General features: G+C 63.3%; 21 protein-coding genes. 5 read left to right on the top strand and 16 right to left on the bottom strand.

Annotated features, from left to right (window positions below):
- Positions 1-41 precede the first annotated feature (41 nt).
- From HK436_RS15580 to HK436_RS15570, 3 genes are read right to left on the bottom strand one after another with little or no spacing between them, the layout of a single operon-like run.
- The gene (locus HK436_RS15580; RefSeq protein ID WP_173191216.1) at positions 42-674 is read right to left on the bottom strand and encodes a uracil-DNA glycosylase family protein; all 633 of its coding nucleotides are present in this window, start codon (positions 672-674) and stop codon (positions 42-44) included.
- Positions 674-1,285: a glutathione S-transferase gene (locus HK436_RS15575; RefSeq protein WP_173191214.1), complete on the bottom strand. Its 612-nt coding sequence runs from the start codon at positions 1,283-1,285 to the stop codon at positions 674-676. Before HK436_RS15575 ends, HK436_RS15580 begins: the two co-directional genes overlap by 1 nt.
- Positions 1,282-1,929 carry a thermonuclease family protein gene (locus HK436_RS15570; RefSeq protein WP_173191212.1) on the bottom strand — a complete coding sequence of 216 codons (648 nt, stop codon included), beginning with the start codon at positions 1,927-1,929 and terminating at the stop codon, positions 1,282-1,284. The genes HK436_RS15575 and HK436_RS15570 overlap by 4 nt, the downstream gene beginning before the upstream one ends.
- A gap of 74 nt (positions 1,930-2,003) precedes the next feature.
- Here HK436_RS15570 and HK436_RS15565 point away from each other — a divergent pair, with 74 nt between their 5' ends.
- Positions 2,004-3,539: a sensor histidine kinase gene (locus HK436_RS15565; RefSeq protein ID WP_173191210.1), complete on the top strand. Its 1,536-nt coding sequence runs from the start codon at positions 2,004-2,006 to the stop codon at positions 3,537-3,539.
- Here the strand turns inward: HK436_RS15565 and HK436_RS15560 are convergent.
- The 3 genes from HK436_RS15560 to gatB form a co-directional block, all read right to left on the bottom strand.
- Positions 3,536-4,525 (bottom strand): nicotinate-nucleotide--dimethylbenzimidazole phosphoribosyltransferase, encoded by a 990-nt coding sequence (locus tag HK436_RS15560; RefSeq protein WP_173191208.1) that lies wholly within the window; start codon positions 4,523-4,525, stop codon positions 3,536-3,538. The genes HK436_RS15565 and HK436_RS15560 overlap by 4 nt on opposite strands.
- A gap of 74 nt (positions 4,526-4,599) precedes the next feature.
- Complete coding sequence (locus tag HK436_RS15555; RefSeq protein ID WP_173191206.1) at positions 4,600-5,100, bottom strand: GNAT family N-acetyltransferase; 501 nt, start codon at positions 5,098-5,100, stop codon at positions 4,600-4,602.
- A 2-nt stretch (positions 5,101-5,102) separates the two neighbouring features.
- Positions 5,103-6,602 (bottom strand): Asp-tRNA(Asn)/Glu-tRNA(Gln) amidotransferase subunit GatB, encoded by a 1,500-nt coding sequence (gatB, locus tag HK436_RS15550; protein ID WP_173191204.1) that lies wholly within the window; start codon positions 6,600-6,602, stop codon positions 5,103-5,105.
- A 325-nt stretch (positions 6,603-6,927) separates the two neighbouring features.
- Between gatB and HK436_RS15545 the strand changes: the two genes are divergently transcribed.
- Complete coding sequence (locus HK436_RS15545; RefSeq protein ID WP_173191202.1) at positions 6,928-7,185, top strand: YjhX family toxin; 258 nt, start codon at positions 6,928-6,930, stop codon at positions 7,183-7,185.
- 48 nt (positions 7,186-7,233) lie between these two features.
- On the opposite strand, the gene HK436_RS15540 is transcribed toward HK436_RS15545, so the two are convergent.
- Together HK436_RS15540 and HK436_RS15535 are read right to left on the bottom strand one after the other, a co-directional pair.
- Complete coding sequence (locus HK436_RS15540; protein WP_173191200.1) at positions 7,234-7,665, bottom strand: CBS domain-containing protein; 432 nt, start codon at positions 7,663-7,665, stop codon at positions 7,234-7,236.
- An 81-nt stretch (positions 7,666-7,746) separates the two neighbouring features.
- Positions 7,747-8,493, bottom strand: a complete 747-nt coding sequence (locus tag HK436_RS15535; protein WP_173191198.1) for a rhomboid family intramembrane serine protease — start codon at positions 8,491-8,493, stop codon at positions 7,747-7,749.
- 347 nt (positions 8,494-8,840) lie between these two features.
- On the opposite strand from HK436_RS15535, the gene HK436_RS15530 reads away from it, so the two are divergent.
- From HK436_RS15530 to HK436_RS15520, 3 genes are all read left to right on the top strand, one after another.
- Positions 8,841-9,482, top strand: coding sequence for a PAS domain-containing protein (locus HK436_RS15530; RefSeq protein WP_173191196.1), 642 nt, complete (start codon positions 8,841-8,843; stop codon positions 9,480-9,482).
- A 114-nt stretch (positions 9,483-9,596) separates the two neighbouring features.
- Complete coding sequence (locus tag HK436_RS15525; RefSeq protein ID WP_173191194.1) at positions 9,597-10,208, top strand: PilZ domain-containing protein; 612 nt, start codon at positions 9,597-9,599, stop codon at positions 10,206-10,208.
- A 242-nt stretch (positions 10,209-10,450) separates the two neighbouring features.
- Positions 10,451-11,062: a transglutaminase-like cysteine peptidase gene (locus HK436_RS15520; protein WP_173191192.1), complete on the top strand. Its 612-nt coding sequence runs from the start codon at positions 10,451-10,453 to the stop codon at positions 11,060-11,062.
- A gap of 233 nt (positions 11,063-11,295) precedes the next feature.
- Here the strand turns inward: HK436_RS15520 and HK436_RS15515 are convergent, their stop codons facing one another.
- The 8 genes from HK436_RS15515 to nuoN all read right to left on the bottom strand — a co-directional run bounded on the left by HK436_RS15515 (position 11,296) and on the right by nuoN (position 19,971).
- Positions 11,296-11,979 carry an ABC transporter ATP-binding protein gene (locus HK436_RS15515; RefSeq protein WP_173193515.1) on the bottom strand — a complete coding sequence of 228 codons (684 nt, stop codon included), beginning with the start codon at positions 11,977-11,979 and terminating at the stop codon, positions 11,296-11,298.
- Positions 11,979-13,265 (bottom strand): lipoprotein-releasing ABC transporter permease subunit, encoded by a 1,287-nt coding sequence (locus HK436_RS15510; RefSeq protein WP_173191190.1) that lies wholly within the window; start codon positions 13,263-13,265, stop codon positions 11,979-11,981. The genes HK436_RS15515 and HK436_RS15510 overlap by 1 nt, the downstream gene beginning before the upstream one ends.
- Positions 13,262-14,590 (bottom strand): proline--tRNA ligase, encoded by a 1,329-nt coding sequence (proS, locus tag HK436_RS15505; protein WP_173191188.1) that lies wholly within the window; start codon positions 14,588-14,590, stop codon positions 13,262-13,264. The genes HK436_RS15510 and proS overlap by 4 nt, the downstream gene beginning before the upstream one ends.
- Positions 14,591-15,118: 528 nt before the next feature.
- Positions 15,119-15,388: a DUF1467 family protein gene (locus HK436_RS15500; RefSeq protein WP_173191186.1), complete on the bottom strand. Its 270-nt coding sequence runs from the start codon at positions 15,386-15,388 to the stop codon at positions 15,119-15,121.
- Positions 15,389-15,453: 65 nt separating this feature from the next.
- A complete protein-coding gene (gene mce / locus HK436_RS15495) occupies positions 15,454-15,858 on the bottom strand; it encodes a methylmalonyl-CoA epimerase (protein ID WP_173191184.1) in 405 nt (134 codons plus the stop codon).
- 166 nt (positions 15,859-16,024) lie between these two features.
- Positions 16,025-17,692, bottom strand: coding sequence for a ribonuclease J (locus HK436_RS15490; RefSeq protein WP_173191182.1), 1,668 nt, complete (start codon positions 17,690-17,692; stop codon positions 16,025-16,027).
- Between the two features lie 18 nt (positions 17,693-17,710).
- A complete protein-coding gene (locus tag HK436_RS15485; protein ID WP_173191180.1) occupies positions 17,711-18,529 on the bottom strand; it encodes a biotin--[acetyl-CoA-carboxylase] ligase in 819 nt (272 codons plus the stop codon).
- 5 nt (positions 18,530-18,534) lie between these two features.
- Entirely contained in the window at positions 18,535-19,971 is a 1,437-nt protein-coding gene (nuoN, locus tag HK436_RS15480) for an NADH-quinone oxidoreductase subunit NuoN (RefSeq protein ID WP_173191178.1), read from the bottom strand.
- Positions 19,972-19,983: the final 12 nt, after the last annotated feature.

Here is a 19,983-nt window from a genome sequence, read left to right as displayed (position 1 = left end):
AAATTTCTTCTCATAGGCGGACGCTGTCGCAAGCGAAATATCTACGAGTGTCGATCGAGACGCATTGCGATTTCGCGGCGGAGCACCGGCAGCAAATCGGCCTCGAACCAGGGGTTCTTTTTCAGCCAAGCCGTGTTGCGCCATGAAGGGTGCGGCAGCGGCAGCACGCGCGGGATTTCGTTGCGCATTAAGATCGCGCGCCAGTCGGCCACCGTCTCGGTGAGCGAAGCTCGCCGCGCATCGCCGAGATGCCAGCCCTGCGCATAGAGCCCGATGGCCAACACCAGTTCCACCTGCGGCATCGCGGCAATCAAATCGGCCCGCCATGCCGGCGCGCATTCGCGGCGCGGCGGCAGGTCGCTTCCCTTGGCGTCCTGCCCCGGAAAGCAGAACCCCATCGGCGCGATGGCAAAGTTCTCCGGGTTATAGAACTCTTCACGCGTGACACCCAGCCAGTCGCGCAGGCGATCGCCGGAGCGGTCGTTGAACGGCTGGCCGGTGGCGTGAACCCTCGTGCCGGGCGCCTGCCCGGCAATCAGAATACGCGCCATGGACGACGCTGTGACCACCGGGCGCGGCTCATGCGGCAAAGGACGCGCCGGGTTGGCCGGCGCGTCCCGGCACAACCGGCAGGCGCGTATGCGCTCGACCAGTTCTGCCAGTTCTTCGTCCATCAGGCCGCAGCACTCGGCCGCGAGGCGACCGCCGCATACCAGCGCCGCACATTCGAGCACTCGTCCGGCACGGCGATACGAGCAGGCTTCATGAAGTCGATGCCGATCATTCCCGTGATGTCAGCGATGGAAAACGCGTCGCCGGCGATGAACTCGCGATTGGCGAGCTCACTATCAAAGAAAGCGAGGAAATCCAGTACCTTGGGTTTGTTTGCTTCACCCCATTCGGCAATCTGCGGTATCTCCCATTCCTTCATGGCGGGATGCAGATGACGGAAGGCGCTGGCAACGGCACTGAGGAAATTCAGCTCCATCCGGCGCTGCCACATCTCGACCTTCGCCTTGCCGACCGCCCCCGTGCCAAACAGCGGCGGCTCGGGGTGCGTTTCCTCGAAATAGCGGCAGATCGCGACCGACTCGGTGATGATCGTGCCGTCATCGAGCTCCAACACAGGCAGCCGCCGCAGCGGATTGCGGCTGGCGACTTCGGGCGAGCGGTGGCCCATCGCACCCATGTCGACCGGCACAAGCGGCACTTCGATGCCCTTTTCCGCCAGAAAGATGCGCACCCGGCGCGGATTGGGCGCACGCCCGCCATCGTAAAGCTTCATCCGGTCTCTCCTCCGTCCGTTTCCTGTCCACTCATCTTGCCCTGAAAAAGGGATCGCAACCAATCTCCGATTGCCGCAAGCCCGCCATGGGATACCTCCGCCATGCCGCCGTGAATGCGGCGCCAGTCCTGCGGGCGCTCGAAAGAACCGGCCCATAGGCCACGGCCGGCGTCTCGTGCCGACCGTTCGGCATCGTCATGGTCGCCATAGGCGATAGCCCAGCCGCGATCCACCATCGCGCGGTTCAAGTCGACACCGCCGGCCTTGCAACTTGCGAGCAGCCGGTCGTAGCGGTCGCGCCGCCGGGCCTCGCACGTCACCGGCCGTCCGCCGATCAGTTCTGCCAGCGCGTTGCGCGCTTGGCGCCCACAGGGATAGTCGCCGCGCGGACCAACGCAGGTCTGGCCGAGTTCCGGCGCATCGATGCCGATCAGTCGCAGCCGCGCGCCGCCGAGCGTCAGGGAATCGCCGTCCACCACCTGCGGCATGCCGGATCTGGTCTCGGCCGTTCCGAAACGCTCGTGTCCGGCAACGAAGGCCAGCGCGGCAAGTATCGCGATAGCCAGCGCCAGGTCCAGAAACAGCCGGACGAACGACCTTGGTTTGCGCCGGCGCGCGTAGCGGTTGCGGCTCTTCAAGGCCATCTACGGAAGGGTCTCTTAATCATTCCGCGTTAGCGTGCCGCAACGAAAGTATCGCGCGAAAATCGTAATCTTCCATGGCGTTACAACGCTCTACCGCAACCGACAAGAACATTGTGGACCGCACCAAGGCGCACCGCAACAGCGACGTGGCGCGCGCCGTGCGTCGCACGCGCGACAGGCTCGCCCAGCAGGCCGGCAATCCGGTCTACGATCGCGAACTGCTGAAACTGCACGCCCGCGCGACGATCAACACGGCGCTCGCCATCCCCCTCACCGTCATGGCGGTCACGGCGGCGGGGCTGTTTGTGGGCGTCGGCTTCACCATCGTTGCATGGGCGCTGGTCACCATCGCCTGCTACGGCGGGCTCGCGCTGATCGCCCGACGCGTGGACCGCACCGAAACAACAGAAATCAACGCCAAACAGGTTCGGCGCGCCTTCCTTTTCGGCCATTTCGTCAGCGGCATCGGCTGGAGCTATTTCGCCTGGCTTGCCTGCAATGAATGTCAGATCGATCAGTTTCCCGTGCTCAAGGCTGTCGTCCTGCTTCTGGTCATGGCGGCAACCGCGATCATCTCGTCGGCTCTCAGTGGTGCGCTGGCCACCACATTCGCGCTCCCGGTCGGCATCTTTGCCGCCTCGGTCGCCATGTCGAGCGGCTGGCAGCCTGTGGAAGCGATCATGGCAGGCCTGCTCGTCATATTGCTGCCGTTCTTCAGTTATGTTGCCGGCCACCTGCATTCGGCCAGCGTGATGCTGCTGTCGTTCCGCGCCGAAAAGGATGGCCTGATCGCCGAGTTGGAGACGGCAAAGGCGATGTCTGACGAGGCACGCAGACGTGCCGAAGAAGCAAACCTCGCCAAATCGCGCTTTCTGGCCACCATGAGCCACGAACTGCGCACGCCGCTCAACGCAATCCTCGGCTTCTCCGAGGTGATGGCGAACGAGGTTCTGGGGCCGCTTCATAACGAAACCTATCGGGACTATGCGAAAGACATTAACGGCTCCGGCCGGCATCTCCTGCATCTCATCAACGAAATCCTCGATCTCTCTCGCATCGAAGCCGGCCGCTACCAGCTCAGCGAAGAGCCGATGTCGCTTGAAGCCGTCGTGGAGGAATGCTGCCACCTGATGGAGCTGAAGGCGCGCAACAAGGATATCCGCGTCGTGCAGCAGTTCGAGCCGAACCTGCCGCGCATCTTCGCCGACGAGCGTTCACTGCGACAGGTGACGCTGAACCTGCTGTCGAACGCGGTCAAGTTCGCGCCCAGCGGCAGCGAAGTGCGTGTGCGCGTCGGCTGGACGGCCGGTGGTGGCCAGTACATCTCGGTGAAGGATAACGGCCCCGGCATTCCCGACGACGAGTTGCCGATCGTCCTGTCGGCGTTCGGCCAGGGCTCGATCGCCATCAAGAGCGCCGAACAAGGCACCGGGCTCGGCCTGCCGATCGTCCAGGGGCTGATCGCGCTGCATGGCGGCGAGTTCCAGCTTCATTCCAAGCTGCGCGAGGGCACGGAAGCCATCGCGATCCTGCCGCCCTATCGCATCATGGAAGAACTGCCGGCGCTGCCGACCGAAAAGGTTGCCGCGGCGGGCGGCAGGCGGCGCTAAGTCCGGACAACCATGCCGGAATGCACCAGGGCGGCGTTCTTGACGACGCCCGCCGCAAGTGCGGCACCGATCCCCTCCCCATCGCCAAGCGATAGGTCGAGAAGTGGCTCGAGCCCCATCAGCCGTGCCGCACGGGCCATTCCCGGCTCGGTCGAGCAATGCGCCAGCAGGCAATGGTCGATCGCGCCCGGTTCTGCCGCCTTCAGAACGGCAGCAGCGGCCAGCGCCGCGTAGCCATCCAGGATTACCGGGACCTTCTCGACGCGGGCCGCGAGGATCGTGCCCGCGATGGCCGCGAATTCCCGGCCACCCAGCCTGCGTAGCGCTTCGAGCGGGTCTTTCAGGTTCGTTCCGTGGTGGGCGATTGCCTTGTCCACCACCTCCACCTTCCGCGTAATCATCTCATCGTCGGCACCAGCGCCCGGCCCGACCCAGTCGGCCGCGTCACCGCCGAACAAGGCCGCCATCAGGGCAGCCGCCGAGGTTGTGCCGCCTGCACCCACGCCGCAAACGCAAAGCAGGTCGATGCCGCCCGCCACGGCTTCCATGCCGAAGGCCATGGTGGCCGCACAGCCGCGCTCGTCCAGCGCCGGCTCGACGGTGATGTCGCCCACCGGCATATGCAGCGCCAGGTCGAAAATCTTCAGGCCAAGATCGTTTGCAGCGCAAAGCTGGTTGACGGCTGCGCCGCCCGCCGCCGCGTGCTCGATCATGGCTTGCGTTTCGTCGGCCGCGCGGCGGGAGATGCCATGCCGGGTCATGCCGTGTGTGCCGGCAAACAGGGCTACCAGCGGGCGCAGCACCTGCGGGTCACGCCCTGTCCAGGCTGCCAGCCATTCGGAGATCTCGCCCAGCCGACCTAGCGAAGGGCCCTGTCTCGACAGCATCTCGTTGCGCGCCTCCGCACGGTCGCGCGCGGCCATATCAGGCCCTGGCAAGGTCTTCAGAAGCTGGCGATAGTCGTCGAAGGGCAGTCCGGTGGTCATGGCAGGTCCGGTTCAATTGAAGTCGGCCCGCAATAGCCGCTCGCGGCGTGGCGCACAATGCAACAGCCGGGGTTTCAGTCGGCCCAGACGATGGGACGCTCGTAGATGGCTGCGGGGATGTCGGAACCGCTGCTGCCGCAGTTGGCCGTCATGCCGACCTTGGCGAAGCCCTGCGCCAGATAGAAGGCGACGGCCTTGGCATTGGCCTCCTCGACTTCCAGCCGCAATTTGTCGGCGTCGGGAAAGCAGCTTTCGATCTCGTCCAGCAAGAGGCCGCCAATGCCCCTGCCCTGAAAGTCCGGCTGAACGTAAAGCTGATGCAGCATCACGGTCTTACCGTCGTCGGCGGCCGAGGCGAAGGCCATGCCGCCGATGCGCTCGCCGTCGTCGGCAACCAGAAACTCGGAATTCGGCCTGACCAGCCGCGCCTCGAGCGAGGCGATCGAATGCCAGTCGTCGGTGATCGCAGTCACGCGTTCCGGGCCGTAGATCGCATCGTAGGTGTCGTGCCAGGTTTCGACCAGCAGGGCGCGCACGGCTTCGATGTCTCGCGACGAGGCCGTGCGCACGAACATGGCTATTCGATCCCCAGGCGGGCCTTGACCAGGTCGTTCACCGCCTGCGGATTGGCCTTGCCACCGGTGGCCTTCATCACCTGGCCGACGAACCATCCGGCAAGCGTCGGCTTGGCCTTGGCCTGCTCGACCTTTTCCGGGTTGGCGGCGATCACCTCGTCGACGGCCTTTTCGATGGCGCCGGTGTCAGTCACCTGCTTCATGCCGCGCTCTTCGACCAACGCACGCGGGTCGCCGCCCTCGTTCCAGACGATTTCGAACAGGTCCTTGGCGATCTTGCCGGAGATCGTGCCTTCCTTGATCAGGTCGATGATAGCGCCGAGCTGATCGGGCGAAACTGGAGTCTCTTCAATATCCTTGCCGGATTTGTTCAACTGGCCCAGCAGGTCGTTGATGACCCAGTTGGCGGCCGCCTTGCCGTCGCGGCCGGCTGCGACCTTCTCGTAATAATCGGCGATCGCCTTCTCGGAGACCAGAATCGATGCGTCGTAGGCCGACAGGCCCAGGCTCTCGACGAGCCGCGCCTTCTTGTCGTCCGGCAGTTCAGGCAGATGCTCGGCCAGCGCATCGACATAGGCCTGGTCGAATTCGAGCGGCAGCAGGTCGGGATCCGGGAAATAGCGGTAGTCGTGCGCTTCTTCCTTGGAACGCATCGACCGGGTCTCCCCCTTGTTCGGGTCGAACAGCCGCGTTTCCTGGTCGATCGAGCCGCCGTCCTCCAGAATGCCGATCTGACGGCGGGCCTCGTACTCGATCGCCTGTCCGACGAATCGGATCGAGTTGACGTTCTTGATCTCGCAACGCGTGCCGAAGTCTCCGCCCGGCCGGCGCACCGACACGTTCACGTCGGCGCGCATCGAGCCCTCGTCCATGTTGCCGTCGCAGGTGCCGAGATAGCGCACGATGGTGCGCAGCTTGGTCAGATACGCCTTCGCCTCGTCCGACGAGCGCATGTCCGGTTTGGAAACGATCTCCATCAGCGCGACGCCGGATCGGTTCAGGTCGACGAAAGACATCGTCGGGTGCTGGTCGTGCATCGACTTGCCCGCGTCCTGCTCGAGATGCAGCCGCTCGATGCCGACCTCGATGTCCTCGAAGTTGCCCTTCTTGTCGGGCCCGACAGAGATCGTCACGGTGCCTTCACCGACGATCGGCTGCTTGAACTGCGAAATCTGGTAGCCCTGCGGCAGGTCGGGATAGAAGTAGTTCTTGCGATCGAATACCGATTTCAGGTTGATCTGCGCCTTGAGGCCCAGCCCGGTGCGGATCGCCTGGCGCACGCATTCCTCGTTGATAACCGGCAGCATGCCGGGCATCGCCGCGTCGACGAGGCTGACATTGGCGTTCGGCTCCGCGCCGAAGGCGGTCGAAGCGCCAGAGAACAGCTTTGCCTCGGAGGTCACCTGTGCGTGCACCTCCAGGCCGATGATGACCTCCCAGTCGCCGGTCGCACCAGCGATCAGGCGCTTGGGGTCGGGTGTGCGGGTATCGATGATCGTCATGGAAGTCCGGTTCGCTGTGGCGTTGTCGCGCTTTCGCGCCTTTCTGCATGCGGCTTTCGCTAGATCAAAGCGCGCGTCCATGCAAGCGATTCGCCCTTGTCAGGCTGTTGCAAGCCTATGGTCACCACCCGCATCTGGACGACGCGGACGATCTCGCCTATGTAGCGCGTGCATTACAGGGTGTTTTATGTCCACCAGCTTTGAGTCCCGCTGAAGCCCTGACGTCCAAAATCGTCAGGGCATGAAAACCGAGTAACGACGCCCCGCTTACGCGGCGGCGTGATTGTCGTTCGGCCTTTTGGCCGGGTTTTCGGGACTTTTTCCAATGAACATCACACGCGCTGAACAGCGCATCCTCCACCTGTTGGCGCAGGGCGGATGGATCGAACTCGAGAAAGACGAGCAGGGCCGTATCGCGGCAGCTCATTGCCACACGCGCGACAACTGGCGTTTTGCCGGTTTCGATGTCGACCTTTTCCGCAGGCTGAAGCGGCGCAACGCCGTGGCCTCGAAAGGCGGAGGGCCTTACCGCATCACGCGGCGCGGTCTCGAACTGGTACGCGCCAGGCAGGACAACCGCTGATCCGTCCGCAAACCCGTCGGGACCAACCGGCCCCGGCGGGCGTCAACTTTATGCGGTCGCAATATATTCCCTGATCTGCTCGGCCTCGCGCTCGACTTCCTCGATGCGCAACTTCACCACGTCACCGATGGAGATGATGCCGTCCAGTTGCCCGTCCTTTTCGACCGGCAGGTGGCGGAAACGTCCGCGCGTCATGATTTCCATCACTTCGTTGACGGTATTGGCTTCCCGGCAGGTGCTGACCTTTGCCGTCATGGCCTTGTCGACGGTCAACGACAGCGCCTCCGTGCCAAGTTCGCCCACGGCCCTCACGATGTCGCGCTCCGAGAGGATACCGCGGATCTTGCGGTCGCCCGCCGTTACCACCACCGCGCCAATGCGCCGTGCGCCCAGAAGCTGGGCGGCCTGCGCCAGCGTCGCGCCGGGCTCCAGTGTAACAACGTCGCGACCTTTTTCCTCCAGTATCAACCTGACCGTCATCGCACGCTCCTCTCGGCTTGTTGGTCCGCGATGGCACATGGTGCGCTCGGCTCGAACCGTTTTCAAGTCAGTCGGAATGCGTCAGTCGTGCGACAGGCGCCGGTCGAACAGCCGGACTAGAAAGAAGCCGGCCAGGAAGCCACCGATATGGGCCTCCCATGCGATCGGGTTTTCGGAACCCGGTGCGCCAACGCCAAGCCCCATCACGAGATTGACCACCATCCAGACTGCCAGGAATGCGACGACAGCGCGCGAGCGGAAGACGGCAGGGATCGAGAGCACCGGTCCCGCGAACGCGCCCTGCCCCTGGCGGCGGTCGATCTGGAAGCCGAAGCGCGCGGCAGCACCCATCATGCCCGAGATAGCGCCTGATGCGCCGACCAGCGGAGCAGGATCGAACGGGTGCAGCACGAAATGCAGTCCCACCGCCGCAAGCGAGGTAACCAACCAGAACGCAACGAACCGCGACGCCCCGATGCGGTTGGCCAGCGGCGAGCCGAAGGCAGCCAGCCAGACCATGTTCACGATCAGATGCGCGAAGCCGCCATGGAGGAAGGCGTAGGTCCATGGCCCCGCGAACGCGTAAAGGTCGAGGGCATAACCACCGGTGTAACGAATCGGGATGAAGGCGAAGCGCAGTATCACTTCGAAATCCTGCCGGTCGGTCAGGAGATACGCGCGCACCAGGTGAATGCCGACACAGATGGCAAGCAGCGCGACGACGATCTTCGGCAGGTTGAATACCGGCTCGCGCTGCGGTGCCGGTTCGCCGCTTTCGGCGATCTCATCCTCGACGGGACGGCTTTGCGGATCGGAATCGGAAGACATGGCTGACAATCTGCAACGGGTCCTTTGCGCTAGCACCCTGTCGCGCAAATGAAAAGCCGTCCGGGTTTCCCCGAACGGCTTTGGTCGAGCCCCCTGCTCACCCCCAAGATTTTCTTCTGACTGGAGTTCCCGCCGAAGCGTCGTCCCCTTGGAGTGACTGGAAGGTGTCACACCAGTTGCCAACCGGCAACGTAAACCCTTTGTTAACCTTAACGAACCCGAACGCCGTGAACAACGGTTAACGGGACTGGCACGGGTTCTGCCTGTCCGTCCATGTAGCACATCGGAGGGATTCGTTTCTGTTCACCGATGACACAACCGCAAAGGGACAAGGGGCGGCAGGAAGCATGAAACAGGAAGGATCGATCGCGTTGTTCCAATACTGGAACAGGCTGCGCAAAGGGCGGCCTGCACCGCGGCGCACCGAGATCGAACCGGCGGACATCAAGACCCTGCTGGCCGATACATTCATCCTGGAGAAGGACACGCGCGGCGAACCGGTCTTCCGGCTCGCAGGAACCCGCCTGTGCGCAACCTACGGGCGCGAACTCAAGGGCTACTCCTTTCCGTCCATCTGGGCGCGTCGCGACCAGCGCATGATCGCGCGCGTGGCGCACAGCGCCTTCCACGAGAAATCCGTGGTCACGGTCACCTATGAGGGTCTCAGCCAGGGCGGAAAGGTCAATCTTTTCGAGCTGGTGTTGCTACCGCTCGAAGGTGGCCTCGGCAGCCCGCGCTCGCTGGGTGCGATCACGCCCCTCGCCAAGCCCTACTGGCTCGGCGCCGACCCGATCGTCGAAGGCAAAGTCGATACGCTGCGTGTCGTCGATCCCGACCACGAATCGGTGTTTTCAGCCGCCCGCCCGACGATGTCTGTGCCGTCCATCGCGCCCGGCGCCGCGCACATCATCGGCAGCGAGCCGCCAAGCCCGGAACACGGCCGTCGCATCCGCCACCTCGTCGTCTTCGACGGCGGCAAAGACGGTTAACTTGTCGCACAGCCGACACGTTCGGCTTACCGGATATTAACCGATCCGAGAATAACGTTTCGCCAACGTCTTCGCCATGCGCGAAGCATGGAAATGAGCGAGGCGGATTCGAGCATGATTTTAGCGGCGAGCCACACAGCGCCGTCACGAACGGAAAGACGCAACTTTCAGCGCGTGCCGGTGAAGGTGTACGGCCGTTACATGCTTGAGGACCGATCCGAACACCCATGTCAGGTGATCGACATGTCGCCGGGCGATGTCTCGTTTCTGTCAAACCATCCCGGCCAGCTCGGCGAGAAGGTCATTGCCTATCTCGACCATATCGGTCGCGTGGAGGGCGTCGTTACGCGTCGTCTCGAAACCGGCTTCGCGATGACGATCCTGGCTTCGGAGCGCAAGCGCGACAAGCTTGCCGCGCAGCTTACGTGGCTTGCCAACAGGCACGAACTCGACCTGCCGGAAGATCGCCGTCACGAACGCGTGTCGCCGCGCAATCCGATGACCGTGCTCCACATGGGCGACGGCCGCCAATACAAGTGCCGCATCATCGATCTTTCGCTTTCGGGCGCCGCGATCGAGCTCGACGTCAAGCCGGCACTGGGCGTCGAGGTGACGCTCGGCAACATGCGCGGCCGCGTCGTCCGACACTTCGACGACGGCATCGCCATCGAGTTCGCGATGGTGCAGCGGGAAGAAACGCTCGCCGCGCACTTCAGCGGCCACTAGCCCCTACCTCACAATCCATACTTTCAAGGCCGGCCATTGCGCCGGCCTTTTTGCATTTGCGGCATCGGGACTGCAGCTCCGAATTACCTACAATTTTAATCAAAATCTATTCTATTTTTATTCTTATTCTATTCATAGTTACACAAATAACTCTCTTGTTTTGAGGAAAGTTATACTTCGCTCTTTTGCGCGGAATAAATTCCCGTCTGCCATAGTGATCTCGTCAAAGGGGAGACGACACTATGGGGACCAGGACAGGGATGCTGCATGCGGCGATAGCCGCCGCCATGCTGACGAGCGGTGCGCAGGCTGCATCGGCGCAATCTTTCATGCCAACGGGCGGGCTCTCGACGCAGCCGGTCGGCCATTACGAATTCTGCCAGCGCGAGCCGCGCGAGTGCACCAGTACGGCACATGCCGGTCCGGTCGATCTGACACGGCCGCTCTGGGCGAAGATCGTTGAGGTCAACAACATCGTCAACACGACGGTTACGCCGCGCACCGACATGGAGCTCTGGGGCGTCGAGGAACGGTGGACCTATCCGGTCAACGGCTATGGAGACTGCGAGGACTACGTGCTCGAAAAGCGCCGCCGCCTCATCAAGGCCGGGGTGCCGGCCTCAAATCTTCTCATAACCGTGGTGCGCCAGCCCAATGGCGACGGCCATGCGGTGCTGACGGTTCACACCAATATGGGCGACTTCGTGCTCGACAATCTCGAGCCGCGGGTCCTCGCCTGGAACGAGACGGAATACAGCTACCTCAAGCGACAGTCCGCGAAGCATTCCGGCATGTGGGTCTCGATCGACGACGGCCGCAACGTGCTGGTCGGCAGCGTCAGCTCCAACAGGTAGCCAGAGCATGTCGCCCAAAAGCGGCAATCGGTTTGGGGACAACGGCATGCGAAAAACAACACTTAAGGCGCGTCGCCTGAGCCTGCTCGAACGCGACGCGCCTTAGAGAAAACGGGAAATCAGGGACAACCCGGTCGAGTCCCCACCCTCCCCGTCCCCAACGACCGGGTTCAGGAGCCGGCCCTTCCCCAAAGGGTCGGCTCCGCTTTTTGTGGGGTACCTTAAGCAGGCTGCTAGAATTCCACGATCTTGCCGTGATCCAGCGTCACGCGGCGGTCCATGCGTGCGGCCAGGTCGTGGTTGTGCGTGGCAATCAGCGCGGAGAGGCCTGACTGGCGCACCAGTGCTTCCAGCGCCTCGAACACATAAGATGCGGTATCGGGATCGAGATTGCCGGTCGGCTCGTCCGCCAACAGCAGCAGGGGCGCATTGGCCACGGCGCGCGCGATCGCGACACGCTGCTGCTCGCCGCCCGACAGTTCCGCCGGACGATGCTCCGCCCGCTCGCCGATCTTCATGTAATCCAGAAGCTGCAGCGCGCGTTCACGCGCCTGCGTCTGCGGCAGCCCGCAGACGAGCTGCGGCATCATGATGTTTTCCAGCGCCGAGAACTCCGGCAGCAGATGGTGGAACTGGTAGACGAAACCGATGTCGTTGCGGCGGATCGCGGTACGCTCGTCGTCCGAGAGGCGGCCACAGGCGCGCCCGTCGAGGATAACATCGCCGCCGTCCGGCCATTCGAGAAGCCCCGCCGTATGCAGCAGGGTCGACTTGCCGGCACCAGAAGGCGCCACCAGCGCAACCGTCTCGCCACGCCGCAGCGTGAAATCCGCCCCGTCGAGGATGGTCAGCTTGCGCATCCCTTCATCGTAGCGGCGGTCGATGGCCTTGAGTTCGAGCAGAAGGTCGGATGCCATCATTCGTACCGCAGCGCTTCGACGGGATCGAGCCGGGCCGCACGCCAGGCCGGAAACAGCGTTGCCAGGAACGACAACACCATGGCCATCAGCACGACCGAAATGGTTTCGCTCGCATCCATCTTCGCCGGCAACTGGCTGAGGAAATAGAGCTCCGGATTGAACAGCGTCGTACCCGACAGCCACGAGAAGAACTGCCGGATCGATTCGACGTTCAGACAGACAACGACGCCAAGCAGCACGCCCGCGATGGTGCCGGTCACGCCGATAGCCGCCCCGGTCATCATGAATATGCGCATCACCGATCCGCTGGTCGCGCCCATGGTGCGCAGGATCGCGATATCGCGGCCCTTGTCCTTCACCAGCATGATGAGGCCGGAGATGATGTTCAGCGCCGCCACCAGCACGATCAGCGTCAGGATCATGAACATCACGTTGCGCTCGACCTGAAGCGCGGAAAAGAAGGTCTGGTTGCGCTGCCGCCAGTCGGTGACGAATATCTGGCGTTGCGAAGCGACCTCGACGGGCCCGCGCAAAGCGTCCACCGCATCGGGGTCGTCGACGAACACCTCGATCGACTGCACCACGCCTTCCGAATTGAAATAGAGCTGCGCCTCGCTGAGCGGCATATAGATGATCGAGCCGTCATATTCGGACATGCCGACCTCGAAGATCGCCACCACCGGATAGATCTTCTGTCGCGGCGTGACGCCGAACGGTGTGACATCGCCTTCGGGTGCTACAAGCTGGATGCCGTCGCCCACGGCAAGGCCGAGGCTGTCGGCCATGCGCTTGCCGATCGCGACACCTTCCGACTGGTCGAAACCTTCGAGCGTACCTTGCCTGATGTTCTCGGCGACGAGCGTCATCTTCTCGATGTCCTGCTCGCGCACGCCGCGCACCAACGCGCCGGTTCCCGCTCCCACCCGGCCGGTAGCCAGAACCTGCCCCTGAACCAGCGGGATCGCATAACGCACGCCTTCCACGCCCTCGATCCGTCCAGCAACGCCGGCATAGTCATCGAAGACACGGTCGATGGGCTCGACGATCAGGTGGCCATTGACCCCGAGGATGCGGTTGAGCAGCTCGGCGCGGAAGCCGTTCATGACGGCCATGACGATGATGAGCGTCGCGACGCCCAGCATGATCCCGACAAACGAGATCAGCGAGATTACCGAGATCACCGTATCCTTGCGCCGCGAGCGCAGGTAGCGCCAGGCGACCATGCGTTCAAAGACGGAGAACGGCCCGGCGCCCGCGAGTTTCCTGCCGGCTGTTTCGCTCATGCAGCTTTTCCGAAGCGCGCCGCAACCGCAGACAGCGGCATGGTTGCGCGTTCGCCCGTCTTGCGGTTCTTCACCTCAGCTTCGCCCGCGGCCACCCCGCGCGGCCCGACGATCACCTGCCAGGGCAGGCCGATCAGGTCGGCGGTGGCGAACTTCCCGCCAGGCCTCTGGTCCGTGTCGTCATAGAGCACGTCGACACCCGCAGCGCCCAATGCGTCATAAAGTTCGTCACAGGCGCGGTCGCAATCCGCATCGCCGGCCTTCATGTTGATCAGCGCGACGTCGAAGGGCGCGACCGATTCCGGCCAGATGATGCCGTTCTCGTCGTGGCTGGCCTCGATGATCGCCGCCACGAGCCGCGAAGGGCCGATGCCGTAGGAGCCCATGGAGACGAAGTGTTCCTTGCCGTCGGGTCCGGTCACCTTGGCATTCATCGGCTTCGAGTATTTTTCGCCGAAATGGAAGATATGGCCGACCTCGATGCCGCGCGCCGCCATCCGGTCGCCTTCCGGCACCTCTTCCCAGGCATCCTCGTCATGCATCTCGTCGGTCGCCGCATAGGGCGTCGTCCACGCCTTGACGATGCCGTCGATACCCGCATCGTCGGCGAAATCGGTGTCCGCGCCCGGCACCGGCAGGTCGAGAAAATCGCGATGGCAGAAGACCGCGCTCTCACCCGTATCGGCCAGGATGATGAATTCGTGGCTCAGGTCACCACCGATCGGACCGGTATCGGCCCGCATGGGAATCGCCTGCATGCCGACCCGCGCGAAGGTGCGCAGATAGGAGACGAACATGCGGTTGTAGGCTGCGCGCGCGCCCTCATAGTCGATGTCGAACGAATAGGCGTCTTTCATCAGGAACTCGCGCGAGCGCATGACGCCGAAGCGAGGCCGCACCTCGTCGCGATACTTCCACTGAATGTGATAGAGGTTGAGCGGGAGATCCTTGTAGGACTTCACATAGGACCGGAAGATGTCGGTCACCATCTCCTCGTTGGTCGGCCCGTATAGCATTGCACGGTCCTGCCGGTCGCGGATGCGCAGCATCTCCTTGCCGTAATCGTTATAGCGCCCGCTCTCGATCCACAGGTCGGCGGACTGGATCGTCGGCATGAGGATTTCCTGCGCACCGGCGCGATCCTGCTCCTCACGGATGATCTTGCACACCTTGTCCAGCACGCGCTTGCCCATCGGCAGCCAGGAGAACGAGCCCTGCCCCTGCTGGCGGATCATGCCGGAGCGCAGCATCAGCCGGTGCGAGACGATCTCGGCCTCGCGCGGATTCTCCTTGAGGATGGGCAGAAAGTAACGCGACAGACGCATGGGAAATTCCGTGAGAGATGGCTGCGGAATCATCCGCGCCAGGGTCCATTTGCTTCGGCTTCATAGCGATTTCATGGCAGGATGGAAACCCGACGCCAGCGCGTCCCATTGTCCGCTGCCGGCCTGTGCTTTTGCTGTGCAGTAAGTGACGCGAATTTGTGCAGTGCAGCACATCAAGGGTCATGTAAATGCAATATTTCTCGTGACATCGCGCGACGTGTTGGTCTAATGTGCCCCGCATAACCGAGAGGGCGGGACAATAATCCGCTCTCCTACGCGGTCAAAGTCTTGGGAGGATGCGATCTAGGCGCGATTTTCCGCAGCCGCCTTAATACGGAAACAGATCGGACGCGTTTAAATTGCAAGGCTTCGGCCTTGCATTTTTTTGTGCAACGAAATAAATCACCGGCCTTCGACCGGCACTGGCTTGAACCGCTTTTTCAGCCAGGTTCAAGCGTTCCACTCGCAGCAAAAGAGACCGATACAAACGGCTCGAGCAAGAATACCCGACGCTGGCCGCCGCGGTTACTAGCCGATCGACGGCCCGATGTGGGGGATGTCGTTGAACGAAAATCCGAAATAAACGACCGCTATGTAGAAGGCGCCGAAGATTACGCCGGCTACGATCGTCGTGCGGATCACCGCGCCCAGCATGTGTCTGCCATGCGGTGCGCTTGAGACGGTGCCCAGCGTGACCTCGCCGTCCTCGTCCTGCGTTTTCAGCCCGAATGGCAGCATGGCGAAAAGAACCACCCACCACAGGATGAAGTAGATCGCGAAGATCGAAATCCAGCTCATGATCTTGTCCTTTTCAGCGCGCGGCCGGCAAAGCCTGCCTGGCGCTCATGGTTCGGCGCGATGCGCTATACCTGTTCCAGTTCGACCAGCGTGCCGAAGAAGTCCTTGGGGTGCAGGAACAGCACCGGCTTGCCATGCGCACCGATCTTCGGGGTTCCGTCGCCCAGCACGCGGGCTCCGGACGCGGTCAATCGGTCCCGCGCGGCGATGATGTCATCCACCTCGTAGCACACATGGTGCATACCGCCCGAAGGGTTCTTATCCAGGAACGGCCGGATCGTGGAGTTCTCGCCCAGTGGCTCCAGCAGCTCGATCTTGGTGTTGCCGACATCGATGAAGACGACCGTCACGCCATGCTCGGGCAATGGCTGCGGCTCGGAAACGCTGGCCCCCAGCGTATCGCGATAATGCGCGCTGGCGGCGGCGATGTCGGGCACAGCAAGCGCGACATGGTTCAAACGTCCGAGCATTCGTCTGTCTGGCTCCAGTTCATTCGTGCGTCCTTCGAGGCTCGCTCCGCTCGCACCTCAGGATGAGGACTGTAGTGCATCGAGCCTCGGTGGGTGAGTTCGATCAAACCACTTCCCTCATCCTGAGGTACGAGCGGAGCGAGCCTCGAAGGACGCACTTGTTCTTCTACCGCGTCACGAACACCGTGACGATCGGCTTCTTGCCCCAGGCGTCGTTGGCGGCGGAGCGCACGGCGCGCCGGACTGCTTCGGCCACGAGGTCGAGGTCTTTTCGCCGGACGCGCGGGATGCTTTCAATTGCGCCGATCGCCGCATCCAGCATCAGCTCCTCGAGCTCTTCGCCAGCGGCATCAGCCTTCGCTACCCCGACTGCAACCAGATCCGGATCGCCGGCGATCTCGTAACGATCGTCCAGCACCACATTCACCGCGACATGGCCGACATAAGAAAGCTTGCGGCGGTCGCGAATGCCCATCGTCTCGTCTGAGCCGATCAGCTTGCCGTCCTTGAACATGCGGCCCGACGGCACCTGGTCGATGATCTCGGCCGGCCCGGGCGCAAGGCGGATCATGTCGCCGTTGCGCACCTGGGCTACCTCGGGAATGCCCGCAGACGCACCGAGCGCCCCATGCGCGACCAGATGCGCCGCCTCTCCGTGAACGGGCACCAGCACCTGCGGGCGCGTCCATTCATACATCCGCTTGAGTTCGTTACGCCTTGGGTGGCCGGACACGTGCACCAGAGCATCGCTGTCCTCGATAATCTTGATGCCCTGCTCGATCAGCAGGTTCTTGGTCTCCAGGATCGCCTTCTCGTTGCCAGGAATGACGCGCGAGGAATAGACCACCGTGTCGCCAGGCGAGAGCGCGACATTGCGCATCTCGTCGCGGGCCAGCTTGGCCAGTGCCGCGCGCGGCTCGCCCTGGCTGCCGGTGCACAGGATGACGAGGTTTTCGCGGGGGATATAGCCGTAATCTTCCTCCTCGACGAATTCCGGCAGGCCGTCGAGATAGCCGAGTTCTGTCGCCACGTTGATGACGCGCTTGAGCGACGAGCCCAGGACCAGCACCTGCCGCCCTGCATCGCGCGCGGCCTCAGCGATCGAGCGGATGCGGCCGACATTGGAGGAGAAGGTGGTCACGGCGACACGGCCGGCAGCGGCCTCGATGACCCCCTTCAGCCCTTCGCCGACAGCCTCTTCCGACGGCGATTCCCCTTCGCGCATTGCGTTGGTGGAATCGCAGATCAAGGCCCTGACACCTTCGTCGCCGAGCGCGCGGAACCGCTGCTCGTCGGTCTTGCGGCCGATCGTCGGCGCCGGATCGATCTTCCAGTCGCCGGTGTGAACCACCATACCGAGCGGCGTGCGGATCGCCAGCGACACCGGCTCGGGGATGGAATGCGTGACACCGACTGCCTCGATGTCGAACGGGCCGACCTGGAAACGGTCGCCGGCGTTGAAGATCTGCACCGGGATTTCCGGGCCGCCATCCATGCGCCGCTTGGCGCCCAGAAGCCCGGCGCTGAACGGCGTCATCCACACAGGCTTCTTCAGACGCGGCCAGATGTCCAGCAGCGCGCCGTAGTGGTCCTCATGCGCGTGTGTAATCACGATGCCGCGCAGATTGGCGACCTCGCTCTCGATGAAGCGCGTGTCGGGCAGGACGAGATCGACGCCCGGCAGCGTCGCGTCTGGAAAGGTCACGCCTACGTCGACCACGATCCACTCTCGCGCGCCCACTGGCCCCAGCCCGTAGAGCGCGAAGTTCATGCCGATCTCGCCGACGCCGCCCAGCGGGCAGAACACCAGTTCAGGTTCGTTGTTCCTTGCCATCGCCGCTTCCTTTCCGTTTCAGGCCGAGGCGACCGCGCCGAAATGCACGTCGCCGGCTGCGATGGTGGTGACATTGCCCTCCTCGTCCCGAATGACGAAGCGACACTGCTCGTCGATCGTTTCGAAGATACCGCGCACCACGCGCCCTTCCATTCTCACCGCCACGGGCGAACCAAGCCCGGCGGCGCGTTTCAGCCATCGCTCGCGGATCGCGGCGAGACCCCTGCCCTCGTCCCAGATTCGCGCATTGTCGACCCACGCATCTGACAACGCAATGAACAGCGTCTCCGCGTCACAGGTTGCACCAAGCGCGGCAAGAGACGTCGCGGGATAGGGAACATCCTGCGGGTGCGCGACGACATTCACGCCGATGCCGATGGCAAGAGCGAAGCGGGATTCGTCCAGCATCGCCGATTCGAGCAGGATGCCGGAGAGCTTTGCGCCATCAGCCAGCAGGTCGTTGGGCCATTTGAGCTCGAAGCGCCCGCCGCCGATGGGAGTGCCGCCATCGACGCCGACGCTAACCCCGCGACCCGGAATCACCGCCGCCAGCGCATCCGCCAGCGCAAGCCCGGCCACGAAGCCGAGCGTTGCGGCCGACTTGATGTCGAAACCCGGCACCAGAAGAAGCGTCGCCGCCAGGTTGCCTTCCGGCGTCTCCCAGGCGCGGCCGCGACGGCCCCTGCCCGCTTCCTGCCGCTTCGAGACGAGCCAGAGCTTGCCATCGTCCCCGCCGCGCGCGCGTTCGATCGCCACGGCGTTGGTCGAGCTTACGGTGTCGAAGGCTTCGAGGCGGTACCCCAGCGTTGCCGCGGTCGGCGCGAGCGAAAATCCCATGCCGCTCAGAAGAAGGTTGCCGCTGCAGCCTCGGCCATGCGTTCGAACGGACCGCCGACAACGGCGTAGAACAGCACGAGCAGACCGGAGAGGCCCAGCACGAGCCGCAGCTCACCCGCCATCGGCAGGAAGCCGCCGGCAGGCTGATCGAACCACATGATCTTGATGATGCGCAGGTAGTAGTAGGCGCCCACGACCGACGCAAGCACGCCGATGATTGCCAGCGGATAGAGTTCGGCATCCATGGCCGCCAGGAACACGTACCACTTGCCCCAGAAACCGGCGAGCGGCGGAATGCCTGCCAACGAGAACATCAGGATGGTCAGGATGACCGCCATCAGCGTGTTGGTCGATGCGAGGCCGGACAGGTCATCGATGCGCTCGACATTGCCCTCTTCGCGCCGCATGGCGAGGATGAAGGCAAACGTTCCGAGCGTCATGATCAGATAGATCAGCATGTAGAGCGCGACGCCGCGCACGCCGGCCTGGGTGTTGGCCGCAAGGCCCACCAGCGCGAAGCCCATATGCGCGATCGACGAATAGGCCATCAGGCGCTTGATATTCGTCTGGCCGATCGCCGCGAATGCGCCGAGAACCATCGATGCGATAGCGACGAAGACGACGATCTGCTGCCAGTCGGCCGCGACCGGCTCGAAGGCGCCCACGGTCACGCGCACCAGCAGAGCCATTGCCGCCATCTTCGGCGCGGCGGCGAAGAACGCCGTCACGGGCGTCGGCGCGCCTTCATAGACGTCCGGCGTCCACATGTGGAACGGCACCGCCGAGATCTTGAAGGCAAGTCCGGCAAGCACGAAGACCAGACCGAACACCAGGCCCAGCTGGCGCTCGCCGCCGCTCAGCGCAGACGCGATCGCTTCGAAACCGGTGTTGCCGGTGTAGCCGTACACGAGGCTAATGCCGTAGAGCAGCATGCCCGACGACAACGCGCCGAGGACGAAATATTTCAGGCCCGCCTCGGTGGAGCGGAGATTGTCGCGGTTGATGGCGGCGATCACGTAAAGCGCAAGCGACTGCAGTTCGAGGCCGAGATAGAGCGCGATCATGTCGTTGGCCGACACCATCAGCAGCATGCCGAGGGTGGCCAGCACGATCAGCACCGGATACTCGAACTTGTCGAACTTCTCCTCGCGGGCGAAGCCGACCGACATGATCAGCGTCACCACGGAGCCGATCAGCGTCAGCACCTTCATGAAGCGCGCGAACGGGTCGCTGACAAAGGCGCCGCCAAAGGCTTCTCCGTCGCCGGTGAAAACCAGCATCCAGCCTCCCGCACCGATCAGCAGTGCGATGGCGAGGCCGGTCACGGTCGTATTGGCGCGTTCGCCGGAGAAGACGCCGATCATCAGCAGCACCATCGCACCCACGGCCAGGATGAGTTCCGGCGTCGCGAGAGTGAGGCTTGTGGAGAGTTCTGCCGTCATGATGTCCGTTCC

This window comes from Neoaquamicrobium sediminum (genome assembly GCF_013240295.1).
GTDB lineage: Bacteria > Pseudomonadota > Alphaproteobacteria > Rhizobiales > Rhizobiaceae > Aerobium > Aerobium sediminum.
The sequence above is the reverse complement of the archived record's forward strand: the minus strand, read 5'-3'. Positions and strand labels throughout refer to the sequence as shown.